This is a genomic window from Actinomyces sp. oral taxon 175 str. F0384 (assembly GCF_000223355.1).
Lineage (GTDB): Bacteria > Actinomycetota > Actinomycetes > Actinomycetales > Actinomycetaceae > Actinomyces > Actinomyces oris.
Map to the genome: position 1 here is coordinate 994,050 of NZ_AFUR01000001.1, position 23,201 is coordinate 1,017,250.

Genomic DNA, 23,201 nt, shown 5'->3' on the forward strand with positions numbered 1-23,201 from the left:
GCGCCGGCGGACGACGGAAGGACGGTTGCGGACATGAGTGACACAAGCAGGCAGACCACGGTTGACGCTGCCCTGAGCGATGACGGCTCCGGGCTGGTCCTGACCCGGGAGCTGGCCCGGGTCCTGGGGGAGCCCCACGCCGGTGCTGACGGGCGTCACCAGGACGAGCCCTCACCGTTCCACGACGGCGACCTGGTGGGGACCGTCGGCGCGGTGTGCACCGTCAAGGAGATGCGGCCCGACGCCGGTCCGGCAGGCGTCTCGGCGATCCACAAGGGCGCCGTCGACGGGCCGGTTGAGGTGAGCCGGACCGGGATCATCACCGACAGGCACGGGGACCGCGCCCACCACGGGGGCACTGACAAGGCCCTCTACGTCATGAGCGCCGCCGAGCAGCGGCACTGGTCCGAGGTCCTGGGAGGTATTGAGCCGGGGCGGCTGGGGGAGAACCTCCTCATCGAGGGCGATATCGACGACGTGGAGATCGGCGCGATCCTGTCCATCGGCGACCCGAGCAACGGGGGACTGCGGGTCAGGGTGACCGGCGTGCGCAACCCGTGCGCCACCTTCGCCCGTGGTGTGGGTCGTGCGGACTGGGTGGAGGTCTTCTCGGCGCGCAACCGGGTGGGCGTCTACCTGTCGGTGCTCACCGAGGGGGCGGTGCAGACCGGCGACGAGGTGCGCGTGGTCTCCTCCCCGGGGCACCGGGTCACCTGCCGGCGCTGGTTCGCCCACCACGACCCGCGCGACGCCCAGGGACTGCTCAACTCCGAGATCTTCGGCAACTGCGTCATCGCCGACTTCACCAAGAAGTACGTGCGCGCCGCCGCCCACGAGCAGGTCGGCTGACGGCGCCGCTCAGTGACCAACGACCCCGGGCAGACGGTTTCGAGACCTCACAGAAGTAAAGGACGCAAGGCTCCGCATGGCTCAGCACCACCCGCCCCGCTCCCACGCCATCCACTCCAGGGTGCGCTCCTTCTCGCGCGCCGGCGGCAGGCTGCGCCCCGTCCAGGCCGAGGCCCTGGCCCAGCTCGGCCCCCGTTACGTGGTCGATGTGCCGCGGGCCGACGCCGTGCGCACCGTGTCCCCGAGCTTCCGCCTCGAGCCGGAGAAGGTCTTCGGGCACATGGGGCAGGTGCGGCCGCTGATCGTCGAGGTCGGTTCGGGCAGCGGTGAGGCCCTCCTGGCCCATGCCGCCGCCCACCCGGGGGCTGACTACCTGGCGGTGGAGGTCTGGGAGACCGCGATCGCCCGCCTGGTGACCTCCATCCACCGCCAGGGCCTGCACAACGTGCGCGTCGTCCCCGCCGACGCCTCCCAGCTGCTGGCCACGGCCCTGCCGGTGTCCTGCGCCAGCGAGGTGTGGGTCTTCTTCCCCGACCCCTGGCGCAAGCCCCGCCACCGCAAGCGCCGCCTGGTGACCACCGCCTTCGCCGACTCGGTGGCGCGGGTGCTGCGTCCCGGCGGCATGTGGCGACTGGCCACCGACTGGGCCGACTACGCCTGGCAGATGCGCGACGTCATCGAGGCCGTGGCGGCGCTGCCCGCCGGCCTGCGCCCGGACATCACCCTGCCCTACTTCCGGCACGACGACGCCGGCGCCCGCCCCGACCTGGGGGCCGAGACCGCCGAGGAGGACAGCCTGGGCAACGGCCTGGACCCGGGCTCCCCGGCGGGCGTGCGCGGCGGGTGGTCACCCCGTTACGAGGGTCGGGTCATGACCCGCTTCGAGCAGCGGGGCCTGGATGCCGGGCGCACGATCCGCGACCTGACCGCCGTGCGCACCGAGGTGGCCTGGATCCCTGAGCGGGGCGCCTCCATGCTGGATCACCTCGAGGCCGAGGGGCAGGCCTGGAACCACTTGGAGTCCCAGCCCTGGCGCCTGCGTGAGGGACGCAGCGACGGCCTGCTGCACCCGGCGGACCGGTCGTGAGCGCAGCTGCCAGGCTGCCCCGCCGCGCCTGGCTCATGGTCATCGTCGCCGGCTTCCTGGGCTTCTGCGCGGTGCTGCGGGCACCGGTCGGCGTCATCCCGCCCCTGCTGACGCGCCTGGGGCAGGACCTGGGGATGGGGGAGGTGGCGCGCGGCGCACTGACCTCCGTGCCGATCCTGTGCTTCGGTCTGCTCACCCCGCTGGCCTCGATGGTGGTGCGCCGCGTCGGCATCAACACCGCGGGCCTGCTCACCCTGGGAATGGCTCTGGCCGGGGCACTGCTGCGCTCGGCCGGCACCACCTGGGCGGCCTTCGCCGGAACCGTCATCATCGGGGCGGGGCTGACGATGGGAAACCTGGTGGCGCCCATGGTCATCGGCCGCGACTTCTGGCACCGCACCTCACTCATGACGGGCCTGTACTCCTCCACCTGCAACGTCATCGTCACCGCGGCCACCGCCCTGGCCGTGCCGCTGGCCCTCCTCATCGGCTGGCAGGGCTCGGCCGCCGCCTGGACCGCCATCCCGGTGCTGCTGGCCGGTGCCATGTGGCTGTGGGTCTTCCCTCCCGGTAGCCAGGCGCCCCGGCAGAGCCTGCGAGAGCGATCGGGCATGACCTCCTGGGTGACGGAGCGCTCCCTGGCCCGTCCGACGTCGTCGACCGGTACCGCCGTCTGGAGACGCCCCCTGACCTGGGTGATGGCGGTGGCCTTCGCGGCCCAGACCTTCTCCTACTACGCGATCTCGGGGTGGCTACCCACAGCGCTGGTCGACGAGCTCTCCATGAGTGAGTCCGGTGCGGGCGTCGCCGCCTCCGTGTTCTCCCTGCTGGGAATCGTGGGACCCCTGCTGGTCCCGGTCATGTTCGAGGCGCTGGGGTGGCCGGCCAGCAGGGTCCTGGGCATCATCTGCGCCTGCTGGCTCATGCTGCCGGTCTGCCTGACAGTGGCCCCCGCCTACTGGCTGGTGCCCTGCATGCTCTCCGGCATCGCGCACGGCGCCTTCTTCGCCGCCCTGTTCACCCTGGTCATCCGTCGCTCGGAGTCGGTTGACGAGAACCGCCGGACCACCGCCGTCATCCAGACGACCGGCTACTGCCTGGCCGCCACGGGGCCGGTGGTCATGGGCTGGGTCCATGAGCACAGTGGCGGCTGGGTGGCCCCTTTCGCCATGGTCGTGGGGGTGCTGGTGCTCATGACCGTGTGCGCCCAGATCGCGGCCCGCGCCGGCGACTCCGGCAGGCCCGAGCCGGCCATTCCCGCCGGCGTCCTGTCCGGCGAGGATGAGCAGGCCGAGCAAGGCGGCGACCAGTGAGCCCGGCCCAGCCAGTGGGGGAGCCACTGCCGGGGTTGGGGGAGCTGCCGGTGCAGGTGGCCGCGTCCGCACCGGACGGCAGCGAGCGCCCGTTCTCGGTGTATCTGCACGTGCCCTACTGCCGGGTGCGTTGCGGCTACTGCGACTTCAACACCTACACGAACCTGGCCATGGGGCAGGGCGCCTCGGCCGAGGACTTCGTGGGAACCCTCGCCGGCGAGCTGCGCGCCGCCCGCCGCGCCATGGACGAGGCGGGCCTGCCGGTGCGCGCTGCGCAGACCGTTTTCGTGGGCGGAGGAACCCCCACCATGCTGCCCGCCGCCGATCTGGTGAGCATGCTGGATCTGGTGCGCGAGTGCTTCGGGCTCGCAGCAGACGCGGAGGTGACCACGGAGGCCAACCCGGACTCCGTGGACGAGGCCGGCCTGGCGGCCCTGGCCGAAGGCGGCTTCACCCGCGTCTCCTTCGGGATGCAGTCGGCCGTGCCCCACGTGCTGAAGGTCCTGGAGCGCACCCATGAGCCTGCCCGGGTGCCCCGCGTGGTGGAGTGGGCGCGACGGGCGGGCCTCAGCACCTCCCTGGACCTCATCTACGGGGCGCCGGGGGAGTCCCTGGAGGACTGGCAGCGCTCCCTGGAGGCGGTGACCCGCATCGGCCCGGACCACGTGAGCGCCTACGCCTTGGTCATCGAGGAGGGCACTCGCATGTGGGGGCAGGTGCGCCGCGGGGAGCTGCCGATGCCCGAGGACGACGACGAGGCCACCAAGTACGAGATGGCCGACGCCGCCCTGGGACAGGCCGGCTACGAGTGCTACGAGATCTCCAACTGGGCTCGGCCCGGCTCCGAGTGCCGTCACAACCAGGCCTACTGGCTGGACTGGGACTGGTGGGGAGCCGGGCCCGGCGCCCACTCCCACCTGGGGGACGTGCGCCTGTGGAACACCAAGCACCCGGTCGCCTGGGCCGGGCAGATCGCCACCGGACACCTGCCTGTGGCCGGGCACGAGGTCATTGATGCCGACTCCCGCGAGCTGGAGCGGATCATGCTGGGTATCCGCCTGCGCGAGGGCATCGAGCTGGCGAGCCTCGGGAACCGGCCGGACTGCCCCTCAGCAGACCGGCCTGACGTGGCTGGAGCCACCCCGCCGCACCTGGTACCCGTCGTGGCCGGCCTCGTTGGCGATGGACTCCTCGACGCCGGCGCGGCCATGCGGGGCCGAGCAGTCCTCACCCTGCGCGGCCGTCTCATGGCTGACACCGTCACCCGCGCCCTGACCCAGTGAGCCTGCAAAGCGGCGACTGCTGGAGGCAGGGAGGCGAGAGCGTCCCGTGCTGCTGGCCGCAGAGAGGTCTACCTCGCGAAGCGACTCTTTGCGAGAGGATCTGTGTGTTGAGGGCGGTTCTACCCATCGTGCTTCGCGGGCGAAACAGTAGGCTGACGGCAGGCCGATAGCTGGGTGGAATCGAAGGGGGACGGTTATGACGATGACACCTGAGGCGCAGATCCTTCTCAGGGTGCCGGCGAACCATCTCGACCGGCCTGCTTCTTGGTTGGAGCGGTTCATCTCGCTGCCCGCCATTCTCACTGGTGCGCGGGGGGCGCGTGGCGCGTGGAGGGCATCTGCTGGTCACCACCACGGGGGTCGTCTTCGAGCCGCACTCCATGAATCTCAACAGTGAGCGAAGCCGGCTGCGTATACCCATCGCTGACATCCTTGCTGTGCGCCCCAGGGTCGTCATCCTTCACGTCACCGTCGTTATCTCAACCGCACGGGGAGGCGATCTGGAGTTTGTGACGTGGAGCAGGAAGAAGGTCCTTGCGGCGATCCAGCAGGCGCGGGCCGCTCAAGGTCTTCCCCTGCTGATGGGGGCGCCGCTCGGCTAGAGTGAGGCCGACGTCGCTCAACGCCGTCGTCGAGAACGATCCTTCCCTCCCAAGGACCTCCGTGCCCCTGAGCCCCACCATCCCTGACCCGCGTGGCGCGGACGAGCGCCCCGCCCTCATCCTGGCCAACCTCGGCACGCCGGCGGCCCCCACGGCCAGGGCCGTCCGGCCCTTCCTGCGGGAGTTCCTCTCCGACCGACGGATCGTCGAGATGCACCCCCTCCTGTGGCGACCCGTCCTGGAAGGCATCATCCTGCGGGTGCGCCCTCGCGCGTCAGCGGAGAAGTACGCCACCATCTGGCGCCCCGGCGAGGAGACCAGCCGTTCGGGCTCCCCGCTCATGCACTACAGCGAGCGCCAGGGCGAGCTGCTCCAGGACGAGCTCGGCGAATCGGTCCAGGTACGTATCGCCATGCGCTACGGGCAGCCGGCTCTGCGGCATGTCATGGGTGAGCTCATGGAGGCCGGCTGCCGCCGGATCGCCCTCATCCCGCTCTACCCGCAGTACGCCGCCTCCTCGGCCGGCACCGTCGTCGATGAGGCCGCCCGCTTCATTCTGGCCTCCCGCAACCAGCCCGAGCTACGCACCATCCGCTCCTTCGAGACGGCGCCCGCCTACATCGAGGCCCTCGCCACCGCCCTGGAGCAGCACTGGCAGGTCCATGGCCGTCCCGACCCGGCCGCCGGCGAGCGTCTCCTGCTGTCCTTCCACTCCATCCCCCAGGCCATGCACGACGCCGGAGACCCTTACCGTTCCCAGTGCGAGCGCACCGCCCAGCTCCTCTCCCGGCGGCTCGACCTGCCCGAGGGCCTCGCCCGGCTCACCTTCCAGTCCGTCTTCGGGCCCGCCGCCTGGATCGGGCCGGCCACCATCGACACCGTCGAAGAGCTGGGCCGTGCCGGCTGCCCCCGCCTCGACGTCATCTGTCCCGGCTTTGTCTCGGACTGCCTGGAGACTCTCGAGGAGATCAACCAGCTCAACCGCGAGACCTTCACCACTGCCGGGGGCGGCAGCTTCCACTACATCCCCTGGGGAAACGACTCCGACGGCGCCATCGCCGCCCTGGCTCAGCAGGCCAGAAAGGTGCTGGCCGGCTGGATCTGAGCCCGGCGCGCCCCGTGGCCGCAGCAGGCCGGAAAGTTGGTCTCAGCACGAGAGACCACAGGCCCTCACCGGGGAAACTGATGCCCGGGACGGTATGGTGACGCGAACAGTCCCGATTCTGTGAGGAAATTGCCGTGCATCTTGAGTGGTGGTCCGTCCTGCCCTTCGCGGGCATGCTCGCCTGCATCGCCGTCCTGCCGCTGATCCCGGCCACGGCCCACTGGTGGGAGAAGCACTCCAGCCAGCTGATCGTCGCCGTGGGCCTGGGGGTGCCGGTGGCCGCCTGGATGTGGGTCGCCCTGGGCTGGACGTCCGTCTTCGCCGCCGTGGTGGAGTACGTCCAGTTCATCTGCCTCCTGCTGGCCCTGTTCGTCGTCTCCGGAGGCATCTTCCTCAAGGGCGACATCCGGGCCACGCCCCGCAACAACACGATCTTCCTGGCCATCGGCGGAGCCATCGCCTCCTTCGTGGGCACCACCGGCGCCGCCATGCTCCTCATCCGGCCCCTGCTGGCCACCAACAAGGAGCGCCACTACCGGGTGCACACGGTGCTGTACACGATCTTCATCGTGGCCAACTGCGGCGGCCTCCTCACGCCCCTGGGCGACCCGCCCCTGTTCCTGGGCTTCCTGCGCGGGGTTCCCTTCACCTGGACCTTCAACCTCCTGCGCGAGTACCTCTTCGTCAACGTCATGCTGCTGGTGAGCTACTACGCCCTGGACTCCTACTACTACTCCCAGGAGCCCGCCAAGGCCGTGCACGACGACGACACCGAGATCGAGCCCCTGGGCCTCAAGGGCTCGCTCAACTTCGTCTTCTTCGCCGTCATCATCGCCGCCGTCGCCTTCGCCCCTTCCGTTGACGCTCATGCCATCGAGGAGGGGCACGCCGCCCTGGGCGACTGGATCCCCGTGCGCGAGTTCATCATGCTGGGCTCCGCTGCCGGCTCCTACTTCCTGGGCAGCCGGGAGGTCCGCTTCAAGGACAACCAGTTCACCTGGGGGCCCATCGCCGAGGTCGGCATCCTGTTCATCGGCATCTTCCTCACCATGATCCCGGCCCTGCACTACCTCGACGAGGTGGCCGGCTCGCTGCCGCTCAACGAGGTCACCTTCTTCATCTTCACCGGCGGGCTCTCCTCCGTCCTGGACAACGCCCCCACCTACGCGACCTTCTTCGAGATGGCCGGCAAGGTCCCCCACCCCGGGAGCGTTCCTGTGGCCGGGACCGGGGTTCCCGAGCTGTACCTCGTGTCCATCTCGCTGGGCGCCGTCCTGTGCGGAGCCATCACCTACATCGGCAACGGCCCGAACTTCATGGTCAAGTCCGTCGCCGAGTCCGACGGCGTTGAGATGCCCAGCTTCGGCGGCTACGTGTGGCGAGCCATGAAGCACCTGGTGCCGATCATCGCCGCCATGGTCCTGCTCTTCATCGCCCCGGGCCTCCTGTGGAAGGCCCTGGGCGGGGTGCTCACCGTGGGGCTCCTGGGCCGCGACGCCCTTCTGCTGGCCCAGTCCCGCCGCCTGGCCCTGGCCGACCAGGCCGAGGGTGCGGACAACTGAGCCGGCTGTCGGACTCTGTTGGTCCACCAGCTGCATCTGCTCTCGCAAGGGCGGGTTCCCTCCCGAATTGCGTATGCGTAGCCTGAGCACGTGCAGCTGGGACACGTCATCTACAAGGTCAAGGACCTCTCTCGGGCAGTGGCCGACTTCGAGACCAGGGGCTTCGCCGTCGAGTACGGCACAGTGAAGCGTCCCTACAACGCGCTCATCTACTTCTCTTCCGGCCCCTACCTGGAGCTCCTGGCCCGCACAGGCATGCCGCCGCTCCTGGGGCGCCTGCTCGCGCTCGGCCCGCGCAGAGGCGCGGCTCGCCGTTTCCTCTCCTGGGACCGAGACCCCGAGGGGGTGTGCGGCCTGTGCCTCGAGGGCGATGTCTCCGAGCTGGAGGAGGGGAGAACCCTGCTGAGTGGCAAGGGCCTGCGTCTCAAGCCCAAGCGCGTGGACCCCCACGGGCGGGAGCTGTGTTACGAGGTCTTCTTCCCCGACGACGTCGACCTGCCGTTTCTCATGAGCCACTTCAGCACTGACCCCAGACCCCGGGACTTCACCCACCCCAACGGGATCAGCTCGATCGCCCATGTCACCTACCCGATGCCCGAGCGCAAATGGAACACCGTCCTCAGGCTGAGCGATGACGATCGGCTCGAGCTCGTGGAACCCTGGCAGGCCATGACGGTGACCTTCGATGACGGCAGCCTCCTGTGAGACTCTCCGTGGGGGCACTGTGTTGAGGACTGTGGCTCCTCGGTGACTCCTCAGCGCGTGCCCGGGGCGGTGACGAAGTCGATGAGCTCCTCCATCCGCCCCAACAGGCTCGGCTCGAGGTCCTTGTAGGAGCGCACCGTCGCCAGGATGCGCTGCCAGCCCCGGGCGACGTCAGCCTGGGTGGCGTGCGGCCAGCCCAGGGCCTCCAGGGTGCCGTGCTTGATGTCGGTGCCCCGCGGGATGTCCGGCCAGCGCTCCAGCCCCACCCGGGCCGGCTTGACCGCCTGCCACACGTCCACATACGGGTGCCCCAGGACCAGCACGTTCTCCCCACCGGGCATCTCGGCCACCCGCTGGGCGATCCGCGACTCCTTGGAACCGGCCACCAGGTGATCCACGAGCACACCGGCCCGCCGCTCGGGGGCCGGGCCGAAGTCGGCCATGACCTCCTCGAGGTTGTCGACGCCGTCGAGCATGAGGACGACGACGCCCTCGTGGCGCAGGTCGTCACCCCAGACCTTCTCCACCAGCTCGGCGTCGTGCTTGCCCTCCACCCAGATGCGCGAGGCGCGCGCCACCTTGGCCCGCTCACCCTCGACCGCGTAGGAGCCCGAGGCCGTCAGCCGTCTGCCGGCGGCGCTCACCGCGCCGGTGGGCTTGCGCTTGCGCGCCACGGGCGGGTCCAGGATCACCGGGCGGCCCTCGATCCAGAAACCCGGCCCCAGGGCGAAGCCGCGGCGCACACCGTGACGGTCCTCCAGGACCACGACGTGCTGACCGCCCGACTTCTCCACCGCCACCGCAGCCCCGACGAAGCCGGTCTGGCGGTCCTCAACCACCAGTCCCGGCGTCACCGGCACGTGCACCGACTCCGGGCGTATGGCGCCGGGCCCCGTGCGGTGCGGGTTGACCGACAGGACGTCCCCGCCGTAGCGGTCGCTCGACGAGGGCCTGCGGGCAGCGGACTTGCTCGCAGCCGCCCCACCGCGCGAGCGCGAAGCGGCCGGGGCCCCCTGCGCCTGCTGCTTCTGCTCGGCCTCGGCGCGAGCCCTCAGGGCAGCGCGGCGGGCGGCAGTCGATCCGGGAACGGGGGAGCGGTACGGGGTGGGCGTGTTCACCCTCGGCACGGTAGGGGAAACTCACGGTCCGCCGGCGGTGGACCCGCCGGACCACAGCGTAGGATGGCACTCACGTGGGGTGAGTGCTAATCGCTGGCCGCACCCCACCGGCGTGCGGGCGGCCTGTCGCCTGACGCCGGCACTGATCGCGTCTCGGCACTGATGAGGGGAGGAGGACCCGTGGCCAACGATCGACGTCTTAAGGTCCTGTCCGCCATCGTCACCGACTACGTGCGCACGCGCGAGCCCGTGGGGTCCAAGGCCCTCGTGGAGCGCTACCGCCTGGGCGTGTCCCCGGCGACCATCCGCAACGACATGGCGGCCCTGGAGGACGAGGGCTACATCCACCAGCCGCACACCTCGGCCGGGCGCGTGCCCACCCAGAAGGGCTACCGGCTCTTCGTCGACGAGGTAGCCCGCATCAAGCCCCTCTCGGCGCCCGAGCGCGCCGCCATCACAGCGCTCCTGTCCGGAGCGGTCGACCTGGAGCAGGTCGTGGCCCGCACCGTGCGAGCCCTGGCTCAGCTGACCGGCCAGCTCGCCGTCGTCGAGTACCCCAGCCTGCGGTACGCGGCCCTCCAGCACCTCGAGCTCGTGGCCCTGGGGCCCGAGCGCGTCCTGCTGGTCATCATCACCGACACCGGGCGCGTCGACCAGCGCACCGTGACCCTCAGGTCCAGGGGCTCCTTGAGCTCCCGCCATGACGGAGGCTTCGACATCGCCGACGTCGTCGACCCCCTCGTCCTGGAGCGCCTGCGCACCCGGCTCAACGCTGCCCTTACGGGTCGCCGCGCCGCCGACGTCGCCCCGATCCTGGCCGCCCTGGCCGAGCAGGCGCCCGCCGACGAGCGGTTCCTGCTGGAGGCCGTCTGTGACGAGCTCATCGCCGCCCTGCGCCCCGACGCGGAGGAGCGGCTCGTCGTCGCCGGGACCGCGAACCTGGCCCGCGCCACCCCCGACTTCTCCTCCCTGGGGCCCCTCCTGGACGCCGTCGAGGAGCAGGTGGTGCTGCTTCGCCTGTTCACCGCCGACAACGGCGCCCCGGCCGGCGAGAATCGGATGCGCGTGAGCATCGGATCGGAGAACAAGGACGACGCCCTGGCCGAGGCCTCCGTCGTCACCACCACCTACGGGCCGGGAACCGGTGAGGCCGTCGCCCACCTCGGAGTCATCGGCCCCACTCGCATGGACTACCCGGCCACCATGACCGCCGTTCGGGCCGTGGCCCGCTACCTGTCCCGGTTCCTGTCCCCTCCGGAGACCTGAGAACCGGCCTGTCCGGCCCGCCCCAAGCGGCCCGGCCGGGCACGCCCCCAGACCACTACCGCAGAAGTCGTAGCCGTAAAGGAAGAACGCAGTGAGCAACTACTACGAGGTCCTCGGCGTCAGCCGCGACGCCAGCCCCGAGGAGATCAAGAAGGCCTACCGCAAGAAGGCCCGCCAGCTGCACCCCGACGTCGCCGGCCCCGGCCACGAGGACGAGTTCAAGGAGGTCTCCTCCGCCTACGAGGTCCTCTCCGACCCCGACAAGCGCCAGATGTACGACCTGGGCGGGGAGGACGCCGTGCGAGGCGGCGGCGGATTCGGCGGCGGCTTCGCCGGAGCCGACTTCGGCGACCTGGGCGGCATCTTCCAGTCCTTCTTCGGTGGGGGAGCGGCCAGTCGCGGACCGGCCTCCCGGGCCCGCCGCGGCCAGGACGCCCTCGTGGCCGTGGACGTGGAGCTCTCCGACGTCGCCTTCGGGGCGACCCGGTCGGTCCCCATCGACACCTACGTCACCTGCACCGCCTGTGACGGCTCCTGCTGCGCACCGGGCACCGAGCCGGTCACCTGCTCCCAGTGCAACGGGGTCGGCAACGTCCAGCGCATGACCCGTACCCTCCTGGGACAGGTGATGACCTCCTCGCCCTGCCCGGGCTGCCAGGGCTACGGCACCGTCATCGTCACCCCCTGCAAGGACTGCTCCGGCGAGGGCCGCACCCGGGTGCGCCAGGACCTGGAGGTCTCCATCCCCGCCGGGGTGTCCACCGGGACCCGTATCCGCATGTCGGGGCGCGGCGAGGCCGGCCCGGCCGGTGGCCCCAACGGCGACCTCTACCTGGAGATCCACGAGAAGCCGCACGAGTTCCTCGAGCGCGACGGCGACGACCTCTACACCGAGCTGCGCGTGCCCATGACCGCGGCCGCGCTGGGTGCCGTCTTCCCGCTGCAGACCCTCGATGGCGAGCAGAACGTCACCGTCAAGGCCGGCAGCCAGCCCGGGGATGAGGTCGTCCTCGACGGCCTGGGCGTGGGGCGCCTGCGCCGCAAGGGCCGCGGGGACTTGCACGTGTCCATCGTCGTGGAGACCCCCACGCGTCTGGACGACCGTCAGCGCGAGCTGCTGGCCGAGCTGGCCCGCCTGCGCGGGGAGGACGACGTCGAGCCCGTGCGAGACTCCAGCGTCATGGGCAAGCTCAAGGAGCGCTTCTCCGGGCGCTGAGCAGGCGACCCGCAGCTAAGCGGTCTGAGGTGTCTCGGGCCAGTAGTGGGAGTCGGGGGTGGCCCGGGCCCCGAAGATCGCCTGGCCGACCCGCACGCAGGTGGAGCCGCCCTCGATGGCGGCCTCGAAGTCCCCGCTCATCCCCATCGACAACAGTCCGTCGCCGACGGTGCCCGCTTCGAGGGCGGCGTCGCGCAGCCGGCGCATGATGCTGAAGCACTCGCGCACCCGTGCCTCGTCACTCGTGTTGGCGGCCAGGGTCATGAGCCCACGCACCCGCAGCGAGGAGTAGGCCGGCAGCGCCGCGAGGAAGCCTGCGACGTCGTCGGGCTCCAGCCCGAACTTGCTGGGCTCGCCCGAGGAGTTGACCTGCACATAGACGTCCAGGCCCCGTCCGGCTGCCTGGAGGCGCCGGTCGAGGGCCCCGGCCAGGCGCAGGGAGTCCAGGGCCTGGAACTCGTCGGCGAAGGCGGCCACGTTCTTGGCCTTGTTCGTCTGCAGGTGGCCGATGACCGACCAGGAGATGCCCAGGTCCGCCAGGTTCTCGCTCTTGCGCTGGGCCTCCTGGACCTTATTCTCACCCATCTGGGTGATGCCCGCGGCGAAGGCGGTGCGCAGGCGCTCCTCGGGGACGGTCTTGGACACCGGCAGCAGGCGGATCTCGGCGGTGTCGCGGCCGGCGCGCTTTGCGGCGGCGTCGATGCGGGCGCGGACGGCATCCAGGTTGCGGCGGAAGTCCTCCACCGTGACGGCGGTGGTGTACGAGGGGGAGGGAGACGACTGAGGGGACTGGGCGGCTGCTGAAGACTCGGTCATGGTCACTGACGCTAGCACCGCCGGCGGACACCTGTTGGGTACGGCCCGTAGGCTGGAGCCGTGACCGCACCCGTCTTCCTCTTCACGCCCGATACCATCGAGCCTGCCGACGCCGTCGCTTCGGCGGGGACCGGAACCGTCCTCATGCTCACCGGGCCTGAGGCCCGCCATGCCGTGACCGTCAAGCGCCTGCGTGCCCAGGAGCGCGTGGACCTCGTTGACGGCGCTGGTCTGCGCCTGGTCTGCGAGGTGACCGGGGCCGGCGTCGGCGGCGCCAAGGACCGTCTGGCCGTGCGGGTCCTGGAGCGTGTTGAGGAGCCCGAGCCGCCGCTGCGGCTGACCCTCGTTCAGGCCCTGGCCAAGGGCGGGCGCGACGAGCAGGCCGTGGAGACCGCCACCGAGGTCGGGGTGGGGCTGGTGCTGCCCTGGCAGTCCGAGCGCTGCGTGTCCGTGTGGCAGGGGGCCAAGCAGGCCAAGGGACGCCAGCGCTGGCAGACCACCGCCCTCCAGGCCGCCAAGCAGGCCCGGCGGGCCCGCATCCCCGAGGTCGAGGAGGTGCGGGACACCCGCAGACTGGCCGACTGGGTAGGGCAGACGGTTCGCGGCGGGGGAGTGGTGCTGGTCCTGCATGAGGAGGCCAGAACCCCGATCAGCACCGCGATGGAGTCCGTGCGCCTGCCCGCGCCCGAACAGGCGCCGCTGGCGCTGGCCGTCGTCGTGGGGCCCGAGGGCGGTATCAGCCCCGAGGAGACGGCTGCCCTGGAGGCCGCCGGGGCGACGACGGTGCGGCTGGGCCCCCACGTCATGCGCACCGCCTCAGCCGGCCCCGTCGCCCTGGCCGTCCTCGCCCACGCCAGCGGCCTGTGGGAGTGAGACACGCGAGTGCATTGCTCGAGTCCTGGCCAAGAAATGGAATGAGCCGCCTTCACAAGGGTATGACTGTCATACATACTGTGAGTATGAGCAGCATGACGACGATCAAGGTGGAGCGCAGCACAAGGGACGGCTTGCGGGCCCTGGCGTCAGAGCGCGGAGTGACCATGGATGCCGCGCTCAAAGAGCTGCTCGAGGAGGCGGCACGTGAGCGGCGCTTCGCCGAGGTGCGGCGTGCGATGGAGGCTCACCCGCCGGACGAGACCTATCTCAAGGAGCTCCGTGAGTGGGAGTCGGAGGCATGGAGCTAGCAGTCCCGGTTGAGCCGGGCGAGGTGTGGTGGGCACTTCCCGATCCTGCTGTCGGGCGAGAGCAATCCGGGCGTCGTCCGGTTCTCATTGTGTCCAATGAACGATTCCATCGAACGGTGACGACGCTTGTCGTCGTAGTTCCTGTGACAACGAAGGATCGGGGCTGGCTGAATCACGTGGAGCTCAATGCGGAAGCAGGAATGAAACAGCGGTCGTTTGCCATGACCGAACAGGTGCGCACGATCTCACGTCAGCGTCTCACCAAGAAGATCGGAGTCGTGGAGGAGTCCGTCCTTCGGAGCGTGCGCGAATGGCTGCTCGACTACATCAGATAGCACGCGCTGAGAGGTCGCAGAAACAATGATGCGGGCGGCACCCGCCTGCGTCCGGAGGGTCGCGCGGCGGTTGGGAGCCGTAGCGCGGCTGCTTCCCAATGGGGCGGCATGCGGGCATGCTCTGACTATGAGCGAGACGAGTGAGCGATGAGCCCGAGGGGGCGGCGGCCCGCGGGGAGCCCGGATACGCGTGAGGCCATCCTGGCGGCGGCCCGCGCCGCCTTCGCCCGCGACGGCTACCAGACCTCCCTGCGTGGCATCGCGCGCGACGCTGGCGTCGACCCGGCCCTGGTCCACCACTACTTCCCGGACCGGGCCACGCTCTTCGCCAAGGCCGTTATCGAGTCGACCGCCGGGGTCGATGCCAACCTCATGCACCGGGCGGCCTCCATCACCGAGCTCGAGCCCGAACAGCTGGGAGAGGGAATCGTGCGCGCCGTCGTTAGCCTGTGGGACGAGGCTGGCGCGGACCGCTTCACCGCAGTCATCCATGCCGCACTCGGACAGGGCAGTGACGTCGAGCCCTTCCGCGACTTCATCGCCACCGGGGTTCTCTCTCCGATCGTCACCCACTTCTGCCCCGACCGTCCCCAGCTGCGCGCCCAGCTCATCGCCAGCCAGATCATCGGACTCGGCCTGGCCCGCTGGGTCGCCCGCATGGACCACATCGCCGGCCTCGACATCGAGGCGGTCGCCGCGCTCGTCGGCCCCACCATTCAGCACTACGCCTTCGACGACCTGCCCGACGTCACTGATCCCGCCTGAGATCATCCGAACCCATCTCTGGACAGGGGGTCGCCGTCAACCTATATTCATTACATGATGAAAAACGATGAAGGAGACGCGCCCCGGGAGTCGGGGGCCAGCAACCAATCGCACGACTCCAGTCGAGACATCACGTCCTCCGCCTCCTCGGAGCAGCCGGCCGTCACCGCGACGGACCTGCGCGTGAGCCGCGGGCGCAAGGAGATCCTCCACGGCCTGAACCTGAACCTGGAGCCCGGCACCATCACCGGCCTGCTCGGCCCCTCTGGCTGCGGCAAGACCACCCTCATGCGCACCGTTGTCGGCGTCCAGCGCTACCGCGGACAGATCGAGGTCCTCGGGCACACCCCCGGCGCTGCCGCCGTGCGCGGTCGGGTCGGCTACGTCACCCAGGACCAGGCCGTCTACAGAGACCTGACCGCCCGCCAGAACCTGCGCTACTTCGCCTCCCTGGCCGGAAGCCGGGCCCGCGACCTGGATGAGGTCCTCGACGTCGTCGGGCTGACCGCTCTGGCGGACCGGCCCGTGTCCACCTACTCCGGCGGCGAGGCCGGACGCGTGAGCCTGGCTTGCGCGCTCGTGGCCGACCCCGACCTGCTCGTCATGGATGAGCCGACCGTCGGCCTGGACCCGGTCACCCGTGAGGAGCTGTGGAGCACCTTCCACGGCCTGGCCGAGCGCGGCGCCACCCTCTTGGTCTCCAGTCACGTCATGGACGAGGCCTTCCGCTGCGACCAGGTCCTCCTCATGCGCCAGGGCTGCATCCTGGCCGCCACCACGGCCAAGGATCTCCTGGCCAGCACCGGGGCGGATACCGTCGACGCCGCCTTCCTGGCCGTTATCGCCGACTCTGAGAGCCGACCCGAGCAGAAAGGAGGGCAGTGCTGATGCACCTGCGCACCTACCTGGCCACCACCCGCCGCATCCTCACTCAGCTGCGCGCCGACCGGCGCACGGTCGGTCTCATCGCGATCGTGCCCGCGGCGCTGCTGACCCTGCTGTACTTCGTCTACCGCGACTATCCCGGCGCGGACCTGATCTTCAACCACATCGCCGTTACCATGATGGCGATCCTGCCGACGACGGTCATGTTCCTGGTCACCAGCGTCGCCATGCTGCGCGAGCGCGTGAGCGGCACCCTGGAGCGGTTGTGGACCACTCCGATCCACCGGGCCGACCTCCTGTTCGGCTACGCCACCGCCTTCGCGCTGACCGCCGTCATCCAGTCCCTCATCCTGTGCGCCGTGGCCGCCTGGGGCCTGGACGTGGACATCTCCGCCTCCTGGGGATGGGTGGTGCTCACCGCGCTGATCGACGCCTTCGTCGGGGTGTCCCTGGGGCTGCTGGTCTCGGCCTTCGCGCGCACCGAGTTTCAGGCCGTCCAGTTCATGCCGGTGGTCATCGCGCCCCAGCTGTTCCTGTGCGGGCTCCTGGTCAGCCGCGACCAGCTGCCGCGTGCCCTGGAGGTGGTCGGTGACGCCCTGCCCATGAGCTGGGCGGTCGACGCCGTCACCGAGCTCACGTTGGCCAGCGAGCCCTCTGACGATTTCTTCCGATACCTGGCCTACCTGGTCGGCTTCGGCCTGGTGGTCCTGGGGGTGGCGGCCTCCACCGTGCCTCGCAAGACCCGCTGAACCGGGAGGAGCCAGTAACGGCGGGCGCGAGGGCGAGGGTTCTCGTGCCCGCCGTGCGTTGGCGCCGGGTGGGGTTAGGGTTGCCTTATGTGGATTGTCTTCGCCTGCGGCTCAGCGCTTTTTGCCGGCATCACCGCCGTCCTGGCCAAGGAGGGAATCCGCACCACGGACTCGACCGTGGCGACGGCGCTGCGCACTGTCGTGGTGCTGGCGGGCGCCTGGGGCATGGTGTTCATCGTTGGCTCGCAGGCCGAGTTGGCCCACCTCGATGCCCGCAGCACCGGGCTGCTGGTGCTCTCGGGGCTGGCAACCGGGGCCTCTTGGCTGTGCTACTTCAAGGCGCTCCAGCTCGGCAGCGTCAGCAAGGTCGTGCCGATCGACAAGCTGAGCACCGTACTGACCGTGCTGCTGGCCCTCATGTTCCTGGGGGAGAGGGTGAGCCTCATCGGTGCGCTCGGGGTTGTGCTCATCGCGGCCGGGACGTTGTTGATGCTCGACGCCGATGACCTGCGCGGCCTGCCCCGGGCCGTGCGCGACGGTGGGGGCTGGCTGCTCTACGCGCTCGGCTCAGCCTTCTTCGCCGCACTCACCGCGATCCTCGGTAAGGTCGGCATCACGGGGGTGGAGTCCAACCTCGGTACTGCGATCCGCACCGGGGTGGTGCTGGTGATGGCTTGGGTGATGGTGGCCGTCACCGGAAAACTCCGGGAGGTCCGTGCCGTGCCGCGCGGGGAGCTCAGCTTCGTCCTGGCCTCCGGGGCCGCTACGTGCGCCTCCTGGCTCTGCTACTACCGGGCACTTCAGGACGGCCCGGCTAGCGTGGTCGTCCCCATCGACAAGCTGAGCGTCCTGGTCACCGTCCTCTTCTCCGCCCTTGTCCTGCGGGAGGCCGTCAACAGGCGGTACCTCGTCGGGTTGGCGCTCCTCGTCGGTGGGACTCTGGCCATGCTGGTCTCCTAAGCGTTGCTCACCAGAAGGCTTGGTGTCAGACGTACTTGGAGTGCTCGGTAGGACGTTCGTACTTGGTGCCTCCACTTGGTGTCTTAGTGCTTCATCTTGGTGCCCTGACTTAGTGACTTGGTGAGTTGACTTGGTGGTTCGGCGAGCATATGAACTCGGAAGAGTCATGTCTGAGCGTGTAGGTGGTTGCTCTCCCGCGGTTAGACAAATTCCTCGCTGGCGTGGATGTCGATATGTCGAGCGGTAGACGACGGTGTTGCTGACTGCTCTATATTCTCTCGGTTCGACCTTCTTCGTCGCGCTCATCGTGACCCTAGGCAAGGTCAGCGTCATCGACGTCGATTCCAATCTCAGTACCGCGTTCCGTGCCAGGGCAGTTCTCGCCATAGCACGGGTGATGGCCACTGTCGCTGGGAAGGTAAACGAGGTTTTCTCTGTATCCCGCATGGTGAACTCGCTTCTGTTCCCGCCTCCGGGGCTGCGACCTGTGCCTCCTGACTCTGCTACTACCGAGTCCTCCAGCACGGCCTCGCCAGCGTGGTCATGTCCTTCGATAGGCTTGAGCCTACTTGTCGCCCTCTTCTTCTCCGCCCTTGTCCTGCGGAAGGTCGCTAACAGGCGATATCTCGTCAGGCTGACTATGTTCGTTGATGGAACGCTTACCACGTTGACGTAAAGGAAAGCTGTCATCTCCGAAGTCTACCCGTTTGGCCCCTTCTGGAAGACCATCTTCTTCCAGTAAATATTCGTTAGGGTGAAATAGTTCAAACATGTCACTCATGTTCGAATTGAAATTCGATTTCAGGAAGCTGACTTGCTGTCTGAAATCGACGCCTTCATAATGTGCGTAGCGCTTAAAGGTGACATAATCAAAGGTTGCGTACTGCATGAACGTGCTGCTTATGAAAAATGCGGCACCCATAAAGGTTGAGTTGGAGAATAAGGCGATTCTTTCGAAGGTTGAGTTCCAGAAATTGGCGGCACCTTTAAAGGTGCTCTGCTCGAAATGTGCATTTTGCGCAAAAGTAACTCCTGTGAACTGAGAAGTTTGCTTGAAAATTGCGTTTCCAAAATGTGAGTCCTGTCTAAATTTCGCTGAATCAAAGTTTGCTTCCTGTTCGAAAGTGGCGCCAATGAATGTGGCGTCTTCTGTGAATGCCACTTGCTGGAAGTTAGTGTGCCCGAGAAAACGTGCATCTTGTGCATCTAGTCTTCCGATGTGGGCTCCAAAAAAATTGAGTGCTTCAGTTAAGGTAACCCTATGAAGATCGAGGTTGCAGTGGCTCCATGGTCCTGGATCGGCATTTTCGTTAATATCAGCTTCGGTAGTTGATCTGAGATGGGTGGCTAAGACAGTAAGGATGGTCGATTCAACGGCTCCGTCTGCGCTGAGGGGGCGGTCGTAGTTAAGAGTTCCGTCATTGTTGGTGGCGTTCCGTGTGTCTCCGTTCGCGTCTTTGAGGAGGCGGTCGGTGCGCAGGTAGCCGCAGAGGATGTCGACGACGCGCTGATGGTAGGGGCCCTCGTAGGTGTCGGCCACGTCGGCCAATGCGTAAACTCCAGCGATGCGCACCTGTGGAGAAGGGTCTCCTAGTTGTTGAACCGCGCGAACAAGTTTTTCATCGGCCTCGCCGCGCTCAAGTGCTGCGCGTTCACGGTACTTGATGACTAGGTAGCCAACTGCGCCAACACCGCCTAAAGCCGTTAAGGTGACTTTGATGCGATCCAGGGGATCGTGAGTCGAGCCAATGTGCCACCCTGTGAGAATGCGATTCCAGCCGCGTCCATCTCCCCATATTGCGCTCAGTAGTGTATAGGCAATGATGGCTAGAAAAATCCAGGAAACAATGGCACAGAACAATCCATTCTTGCGGCACCATGACGCGAAACGTCCCCGCCGAAGATTGATGCTCATTCGGCGTCTCCAGAGAGTCTATTGAGATAGATGCGTCCGGCGCCAGTGATTCGGTAGCGCTGGAGACGGCTCGTGGGCTTGTCGGGGATCGTTCGTTCAACGAGCCCTGCTTCGATTAGCGGTTCGACATGGCGCTGAAACGCGCGCGTCTGGTTCGTAATGCCCAGCGCGCTCATGATTTCTGCCCTGCTTGCTGCCGCTTTCTCCATCTGGTGGAGAACAGTCAACTCGTCCGGCGTCAGAGCGGTAGTTGGTGTGCTTGGCGCTCCGTCTTGCTGCTCCGACTTAGTGCCTCGACTTGGTGCCTTGGTGTCGCGACTTAGTGCCTCGACTTGGTGCCTTGGTGCTTCGACTTGGTGCTCCGACTTAGTGCCTCGACCTAGTGACTTACCGTGTTCCCTGGCATCGGCAGGGTTGTGGCTGAGCACGTGGATCGTGACCCGCACCCGGTCGATGACCTCCTCGATAGTGGGCTCGGGCAGGCCAGCCTGGGCCACCTGTTCGAAGACGCGCTGGATGCCCGTACCCCACTGCTCCATGATCCCGGCCTCGCGGAAGATGCGCGCCAGCGCGGGGTTGCGCAGTCGAGACACCCGCCGCATGGTGTCGATGGTCATGCCGGGGAGGAGTAGCCCGGGGCTGTCAACCTGGATCCGGTCGTCGTAGAAACCAATACGGATCGGGGTACTGCTCTCGGCGTAGGAAGCGTGAACGAGGGCGTTGACGATGACCTCGCGGATCGGCTCCACAGGGATGGAGTAGACATCGCGGCGGCGCACTTCTCCGAAGACTGCGGTTTTGTAAGCGTGCTTCAGCAGGAACTCCACGGCCTGGTCAACGGCCAACGGCATCGGTCCGTAGATCTCAATCTGGTCGAAGATGTCCGTGCCGTGGGGGCCGCGCAACCGGCCGCACTGAACCCAGGCGGATGGCAGGAAGCGCGTGGGGTCGGGGCAGGCGCTGAGAATCCCGGCGTAGGTCGGAACGATCTGATCTCCTTGCCTCACTGCAAGGCCGAGCGCCAGCAGATCATCCGTGTCGGTGGCGCGGCCGCGCAGCTCTGCCAGAGTGCTCAGATCCAGGTCAGTCAGGGCCGCACGCGACTCGGGCAGATTCTCAAAAGCGATGCCGTGAGCGTTGCGTTCAAGCTCGGCGACCAGCGCCGGATCGGCCTGGCGAGTGGAAGAGCCGAGACGTACGTAGACGCCCGCTTCTGGGCCCTGCCGGGTGATGTAGTGGGGGCGTCGGGTACTCAGAGGAACATCGACAACAAGAACAGTCCTGCCGCTGAGCGTGACAAGATCGATGGCGGGAACCAGCTGGGGCGAGATCCAGTCATCGATGAGACTGGCGACGCGCTCCTCCTCGGAGAGCGGGTCCTCAACACCGACCACGGTGCCATCATCCGCGATCCCGATGACGAGGCGACCACCCGCGGAGTTCGCGAAGGCCGTGATGGTGCGCAGTGGCCCAGTGGGTGAGCTGAGATCCCGCTTGAGCTCCAGAGTCTTGCCTTCGCGGTCTACGAGTCGGCCGTCATTTCCAAGGGTGAGGTAATCAGTCATACGAATCCTCGAAAGACATTACTGGTGCGGGTACCGCCCGCGATTCGGGGCCCTGGGCCGACTGCAACAACACTAGCCGATCCGAGACGGAGAGTCGGGATCAGATGTGACGTACCGGAAGAATAGTGATAGGCCCAGCAAGTCCGGATGACGGCCACCACGTCTTGATAGGGCTGCAGTGAGCGTCTCGTCCCAGTGCGAGGTGCCCTCGGCGTCTCCAGGGCCAATCATCTAGGATCGACAGTGATGACGACACCGCCCACCGCAGCAGCCGGTTCGCCGGCGATGACCTCCTCAGCCGATAGCCCCTTGAGCCCAGCAGGTCCCGCATCCCCGGCCGTCTCAACATTCGACTCGGCTGCCGCTCACTCCGCTTCCACCACCCCCGACTCCACGGTGGTCCGCACCCTCACCCTGCCCGAGGACGTCGCTCCGGTGACACTCCTGGGTGCCCGGGACGAGGTCCTGCGCGCCATCGAGAAGGGCTTCACCGACGTAGACATCCACGTGCGCGGCACGGCCGTCACCGTCTCGGGCCCCGCCGCCCGCGTCGACACCGTCGTCGTCCTGCTCTCCGAGCTCATCGACGTCGCCCGCACCGGCACGCCCCTGACCGCGGACGCAGTTGAGCGCGCCGTCGGCCTGCTGGAGACCGCCGCCCGCCCCACCGAGGTCCTCACCGACGACATCCTCACCTCCCACGGCCGCACCATCCGCCCCAAGTCCCTCGGCCAGAAGGCCTACACCGACGCCATCGAGGAATCCACCATCACCTTCGGCATCGGCCCGGCCGGCACCGGCAAGACCTACCTGGCCATGGCCAAGGCCGTCGACGCCCTGGCCCGCAAACGCGTCTCACGCATCATCCTCACCCGCCCCGCCGTCGAGGCCGGCGAGAACCTCGGCTTCCTGCCCGGCAGCCTCACCGACAAGATCGACCCCTACCTGCGCCCCCTCTACGACGCCCTCCACGACATGCTCGAGCCCGAGGCCCTGCCCCGCCTCATGGCCGCCGGCACCATCGAGGTCGCACCCCTGGCCTACATGCGCGGACGCACCCTCAACGACGCCTTCGTCATCCTCGACGAGGCCCAGAACACCAGCCCCGAGCAGATGAAGATGTTCCTCACCCGCCTCGGCTTCGGCTCGCGCATGGTCGTCACCGGAGACATCTCCCAGGTCGACCTGCCCGGCGGACGCGAGTCCGGCCTCATCGTCGTGCGCAAGATCCTCGCCGGCGTCGACGGCATCAGCTTCTGCGAGCTCGGGTCGGCCGACGTCGTACGCCACCGCCTCGTGGGCCGCATCATCGAGGCCTACGCCCGCCACGACGCCGAGGTCGCCGCCCAGGACGCCGCCGCCCGACCCGCCGGACCGCCTGGCCGCAGCGGCCGCAACAGCCAGTACCGTCGGGGGAGCAGCAACCGCCCCGCCCGGCCTTACTCGGAGAGGAACCCGCATGACCACTGAGGTCATCAACGAGACCACCACCGTCATCGACGCCGCCGAGTTCGCGGCCCTCGCCGACCACGTCCTGACCGCCATGCACGTCAGCCCCGCCGCCGAGCTCAACATCATGTTCATCGACCCCGAGCCCATGGAAGAGCTCCACGTGCGCTGGCTCGACCTGCCCGGCCCCACCGACGTCATGAGCTTCCCCATGGACGAGCTGCGCCCCGGCTCAGCCGACTCGCCCACCCCCGCCGGCACCCTGGGCGACATCGTCCTGTGCCCGCAGGTCGCCGCCAAGCAGGCCCTGGCCGCCGGGCACTCCGCCGTCGAGGAGATGCTCCTGCTCACCGTCCACGGCATCCTCCACCTCCTGGGCTACGACCACGCCGAGCCCGAGGAGAAGAAGGAGATGTTCGACCTCCAGCGCCGCCTCCTGCTGACCTTCCTGGCCGAGCGCGGCAAGTGAGCC

22 protein-coding genes are annotated in these 23,201 nt (G+C 68.2%); 18 read left to right on the forward strand and 4 right to left on the reverse strand.

The window, feature by feature from the left end:
• The first annotated feature begins 33 nt into the window (after positions 1 to 33).
• The 7 genes from HMPREF9058_RS04150 (at position 34) to HMPREF9058_RS04185 (ending at position 8,506) form a co-directional block, all read left to right on the forward strand.
• The gene (locus tag HMPREF9058_RS04150; protein WP_009406472.1) at positions 34 to 849 is read left to right on the forward strand and encodes an MOSC domain-containing protein; all 816 of its coding nucleotides are present in this window, start codon (positions 34 to 36) and stop codon (positions 847 to 849) included.
• Positions 850 to 925: 76 nt separating this feature from the next.
• The gene (gene trmB / locus HMPREF9058_RS04155; protein WP_009747482.1) at positions 926 to 1,936 is read left to right on the forward strand and encodes a tRNA (guanosine(46)-N7)-methyltransferase TrmB; all 1,011 of its coding nucleotides are present in this window, start codon (positions 926 to 928) and stop codon (positions 1,934 to 1,936) included.
• Positions 1,933 to 3,249: a CynX/NimT family MFS transporter gene (locus tag HMPREF9058_RS04160; RefSeq protein WP_009405741.1), complete on the forward strand. Its 1,317-nt coding sequence runs from the start codon at positions 1,933 to 1,935 to the stop codon at positions 3,247 to 3,249. Before trmB ends, HMPREF9058_RS04160 begins: the two co-directional genes overlap by 4 nt.
• A complete protein-coding gene (gene hemW, locus HMPREF9058_RS04165; protein ID WP_009747317.1) occupies positions 3,246 to 4,532 on the forward strand; it encodes a radical SAM family heme chaperone HemW in 1,287 nt (428 codons plus the stop codon). Before HMPREF9058_RS04160 ends, hemW begins: the two co-directional genes overlap by 4 nt.
• Positions 4,533 to 5,195: 663 nt before the next feature.
• Positions 5,196 to 6,239, forward strand: a complete 1,044-nt coding sequence (hemH, locus tag HMPREF9058_RS04175; RefSeq protein WP_009405426.1) for a ferrochelatase — start codon at positions 5,196 to 5,198, stop codon at positions 6,237 to 6,239.
• Between the two features lie 134 nt (positions 6,240 to 6,373).
• A complete protein-coding gene (locus tag HMPREF9058_RS04180) occupies positions 6,374 to 7,801 on the forward strand; it encodes a sodium:proton antiporter (RefSeq protein ID WP_009405747.1) in 1,428 nt (475 codons plus the stop codon).
• 90 nt (positions 7,802 to 7,891) lie between these two features.
• A complete protein-coding gene (locus HMPREF9058_RS04185) occupies positions 7,892 to 8,506 on the forward strand; it encodes a VOC family protein (RefSeq protein ID WP_009405998.1) in 615 nt (204 codons plus the stop codon).
• A gap of 50 nt (positions 8,507 to 8,556) precedes the next feature.
• Here the strand turns inward: HMPREF9058_RS04185 and HMPREF9058_RS04190 are convergent, their stop codons facing one another.
• The gene (locus HMPREF9058_RS04190) at positions 8,557 to 9,633 is read right to left on the reverse strand and encodes a DUF3097 domain-containing protein (protein ID WP_043537626.1); all 1,077 of its coding nucleotides are present in this window, start codon (positions 9,631 to 9,633) and stop codon (positions 8,557 to 8,559) included.
• Positions 9,634 to 9,804: 171 nt separating this feature from the next.
• Here HMPREF9058_RS04190 and hrcA point away from each other — a divergent pair, with 171 nt between their 5' ends.
• Together hrcA and dnaJ are read left to right on the forward strand one after the other, a co-directional pair.
• Entirely contained in the window at positions 9,805 to 10,890 is a 1,086-nt protein-coding gene (gene hrcA / locus HMPREF9058_RS04195) for a heat-inducible transcriptional repressor HrcA (RefSeq protein WP_009406013.1), read from the forward strand.
• Between the two features lie 91 nt (positions 10,891 to 10,981).
• Positions 10,982 to 12,106, forward strand: a complete 1,125-nt coding sequence (gene dnaJ / locus HMPREF9058_RS04200) for a molecular chaperone DnaJ (RefSeq protein ID WP_009406443.1) — start codon at positions 10,982 to 10,984, stop codon at positions 12,104 to 12,106.
• Between the two features lie 15 nt (positions 12,107 to 12,121).
• Here dnaJ and HMPREF9058_RS04205 read toward each other — a convergent pair whose 3' ends face one another.
• Entirely contained in the window at positions 12,122 to 12,922 is an 801-nt protein-coding gene (locus HMPREF9058_RS04205) for a YggS family pyridoxal phosphate-dependent enzyme (protein WP_043537627.1), read from the reverse strand.
• Positions 12,923 to 12,982: 60 nt separating this feature from the next.
• Between HMPREF9058_RS04205 and HMPREF9058_RS04210 the strand changes: the two genes are divergently transcribed.
• The 7 genes from HMPREF9058_RS04210 (at position 12,983) to HMPREF9058_RS04240 (ending at position 17,800) form a co-directional block, all read left to right on the forward strand.
• Positions 12,983 to 13,795, forward strand: a complete 813-nt coding sequence (locus tag HMPREF9058_RS04210; RefSeq protein WP_009406060.1) for a 16S rRNA (uracil(1498)-N(3))-methyltransferase — start codon at positions 12,983 to 12,985, stop codon at positions 13,793 to 13,795.
• An 86-nt stretch (positions 13,796 to 13,881) separates the two neighbouring features.
• On the forward strand, positions 13,882 to 14,106 hold the full coding sequence (locus HMPREF9058_RS04215; protein WP_004565104.1) for a hypothetical protein: 225 nt from the start codon (positions 13,882 to 13,884) through the stop codon (positions 14,104 to 14,106).
• Positions 14,097 to 14,441: a type II toxin-antitoxin system PemK/MazF family toxin gene (locus HMPREF9058_RS04220; protein ID WP_254654054.1), complete on the forward strand. Its 345-nt coding sequence runs from the start codon at positions 14,097 to 14,099 to the stop codon at positions 14,439 to 14,441. Before HMPREF9058_RS04215 ends, HMPREF9058_RS04220 begins: the two co-directional genes overlap by 10 nt.
• A 147-nt stretch (positions 14,442 to 14,588) precedes the next feature.
• Positions 14,589 to 15,206: a TetR family transcriptional regulator gene (locus tag HMPREF9058_RS04225; RefSeq protein WP_009406310.1), complete on the forward strand. Its 618-nt coding sequence runs from the start codon at positions 14,589 to 14,591 to the stop codon at positions 15,204 to 15,206.
• A gap of 54 nt (positions 15,207 to 15,260) precedes the next feature.
• A complete protein-coding gene (locus HMPREF9058_RS04230; protein WP_009405875.1) occupies positions 15,261 to 16,094 on the forward strand; it encodes an ABC transporter ATP-binding protein in 834 nt (277 codons plus the stop codon).
• Positions 16,094 to 16,840 carry an ABC transporter permease gene (locus tag HMPREF9058_RS04235; RefSeq protein ID WP_009406312.1) on the forward strand — a complete coding sequence of 249 codons (747 nt, stop codon included), beginning with the start codon at positions 16,094 to 16,096 and terminating at the stop codon, positions 16,838 to 16,840. The genes HMPREF9058_RS04230 and HMPREF9058_RS04235 overlap by 1 nt, the downstream gene beginning before the upstream one ends.
• 87 nt (positions 16,841 to 16,927) lie before the next feature.
• On the forward strand, positions 16,928 to 17,800 hold the full coding sequence (locus tag HMPREF9058_RS04240; RefSeq protein WP_009405869.1) for an EamA family transporter: 873 nt from the start codon (positions 16,928 to 16,930) through the stop codon (positions 17,798 to 17,800).
• A 565-nt stretch (positions 17,801 to 18,365) separates the two neighbouring features.
• Here the strand turns inward: HMPREF9058_RS04240 and HMPREF9058_RS12995 are convergent.
• On the reverse strand, positions 18,366 to 19,715 hold the full coding sequence (locus tag HMPREF9058_RS12995; RefSeq protein ID WP_083816348.1) for a pentapeptide repeat-containing protein: 1,350 nt from the start codon (positions 19,713 to 19,715) through the stop codon (positions 18,366 to 18,368).
• Entirely contained in the window at positions 19,712 to 21,280 is a 1,569-nt protein-coding gene (locus HMPREF9058_RS04245) for a helix-turn-helix domain-containing protein (RefSeq protein ID WP_009406083.1), read from the reverse strand. The genes HMPREF9058_RS12995 and HMPREF9058_RS04245 overlap by 4 nt, the downstream gene beginning before the upstream one ends.
• A gap of 246 nt (positions 21,281 to 21,526) precedes the next feature.
• On the opposite strand from HMPREF9058_RS04245, the gene HMPREF9058_RS04250 reads away from it, so the two are divergent.
• Positions 21,527 to 22,750, forward strand: a complete 1,224-nt coding sequence (locus HMPREF9058_RS04250) for a PhoH family protein (RefSeq protein ID WP_254654055.1) — start codon at positions 21,527 to 21,529, stop codon at positions 22,748 to 22,750.
• On the forward strand, positions 22,740 to 23,198 hold the full coding sequence (ybeY, locus tag HMPREF9058_RS04255) for an rRNA maturation RNase YbeY (protein ID WP_004565094.1): 459 nt from the start codon (positions 22,740 to 22,742) through the stop codon (positions 23,196 to 23,198). The genes HMPREF9058_RS04250 and ybeY overlap by 11 nt, the downstream gene beginning before the upstream one ends.
• Positions 23,199 to 23,201 lie beyond the last annotated feature (3 nt).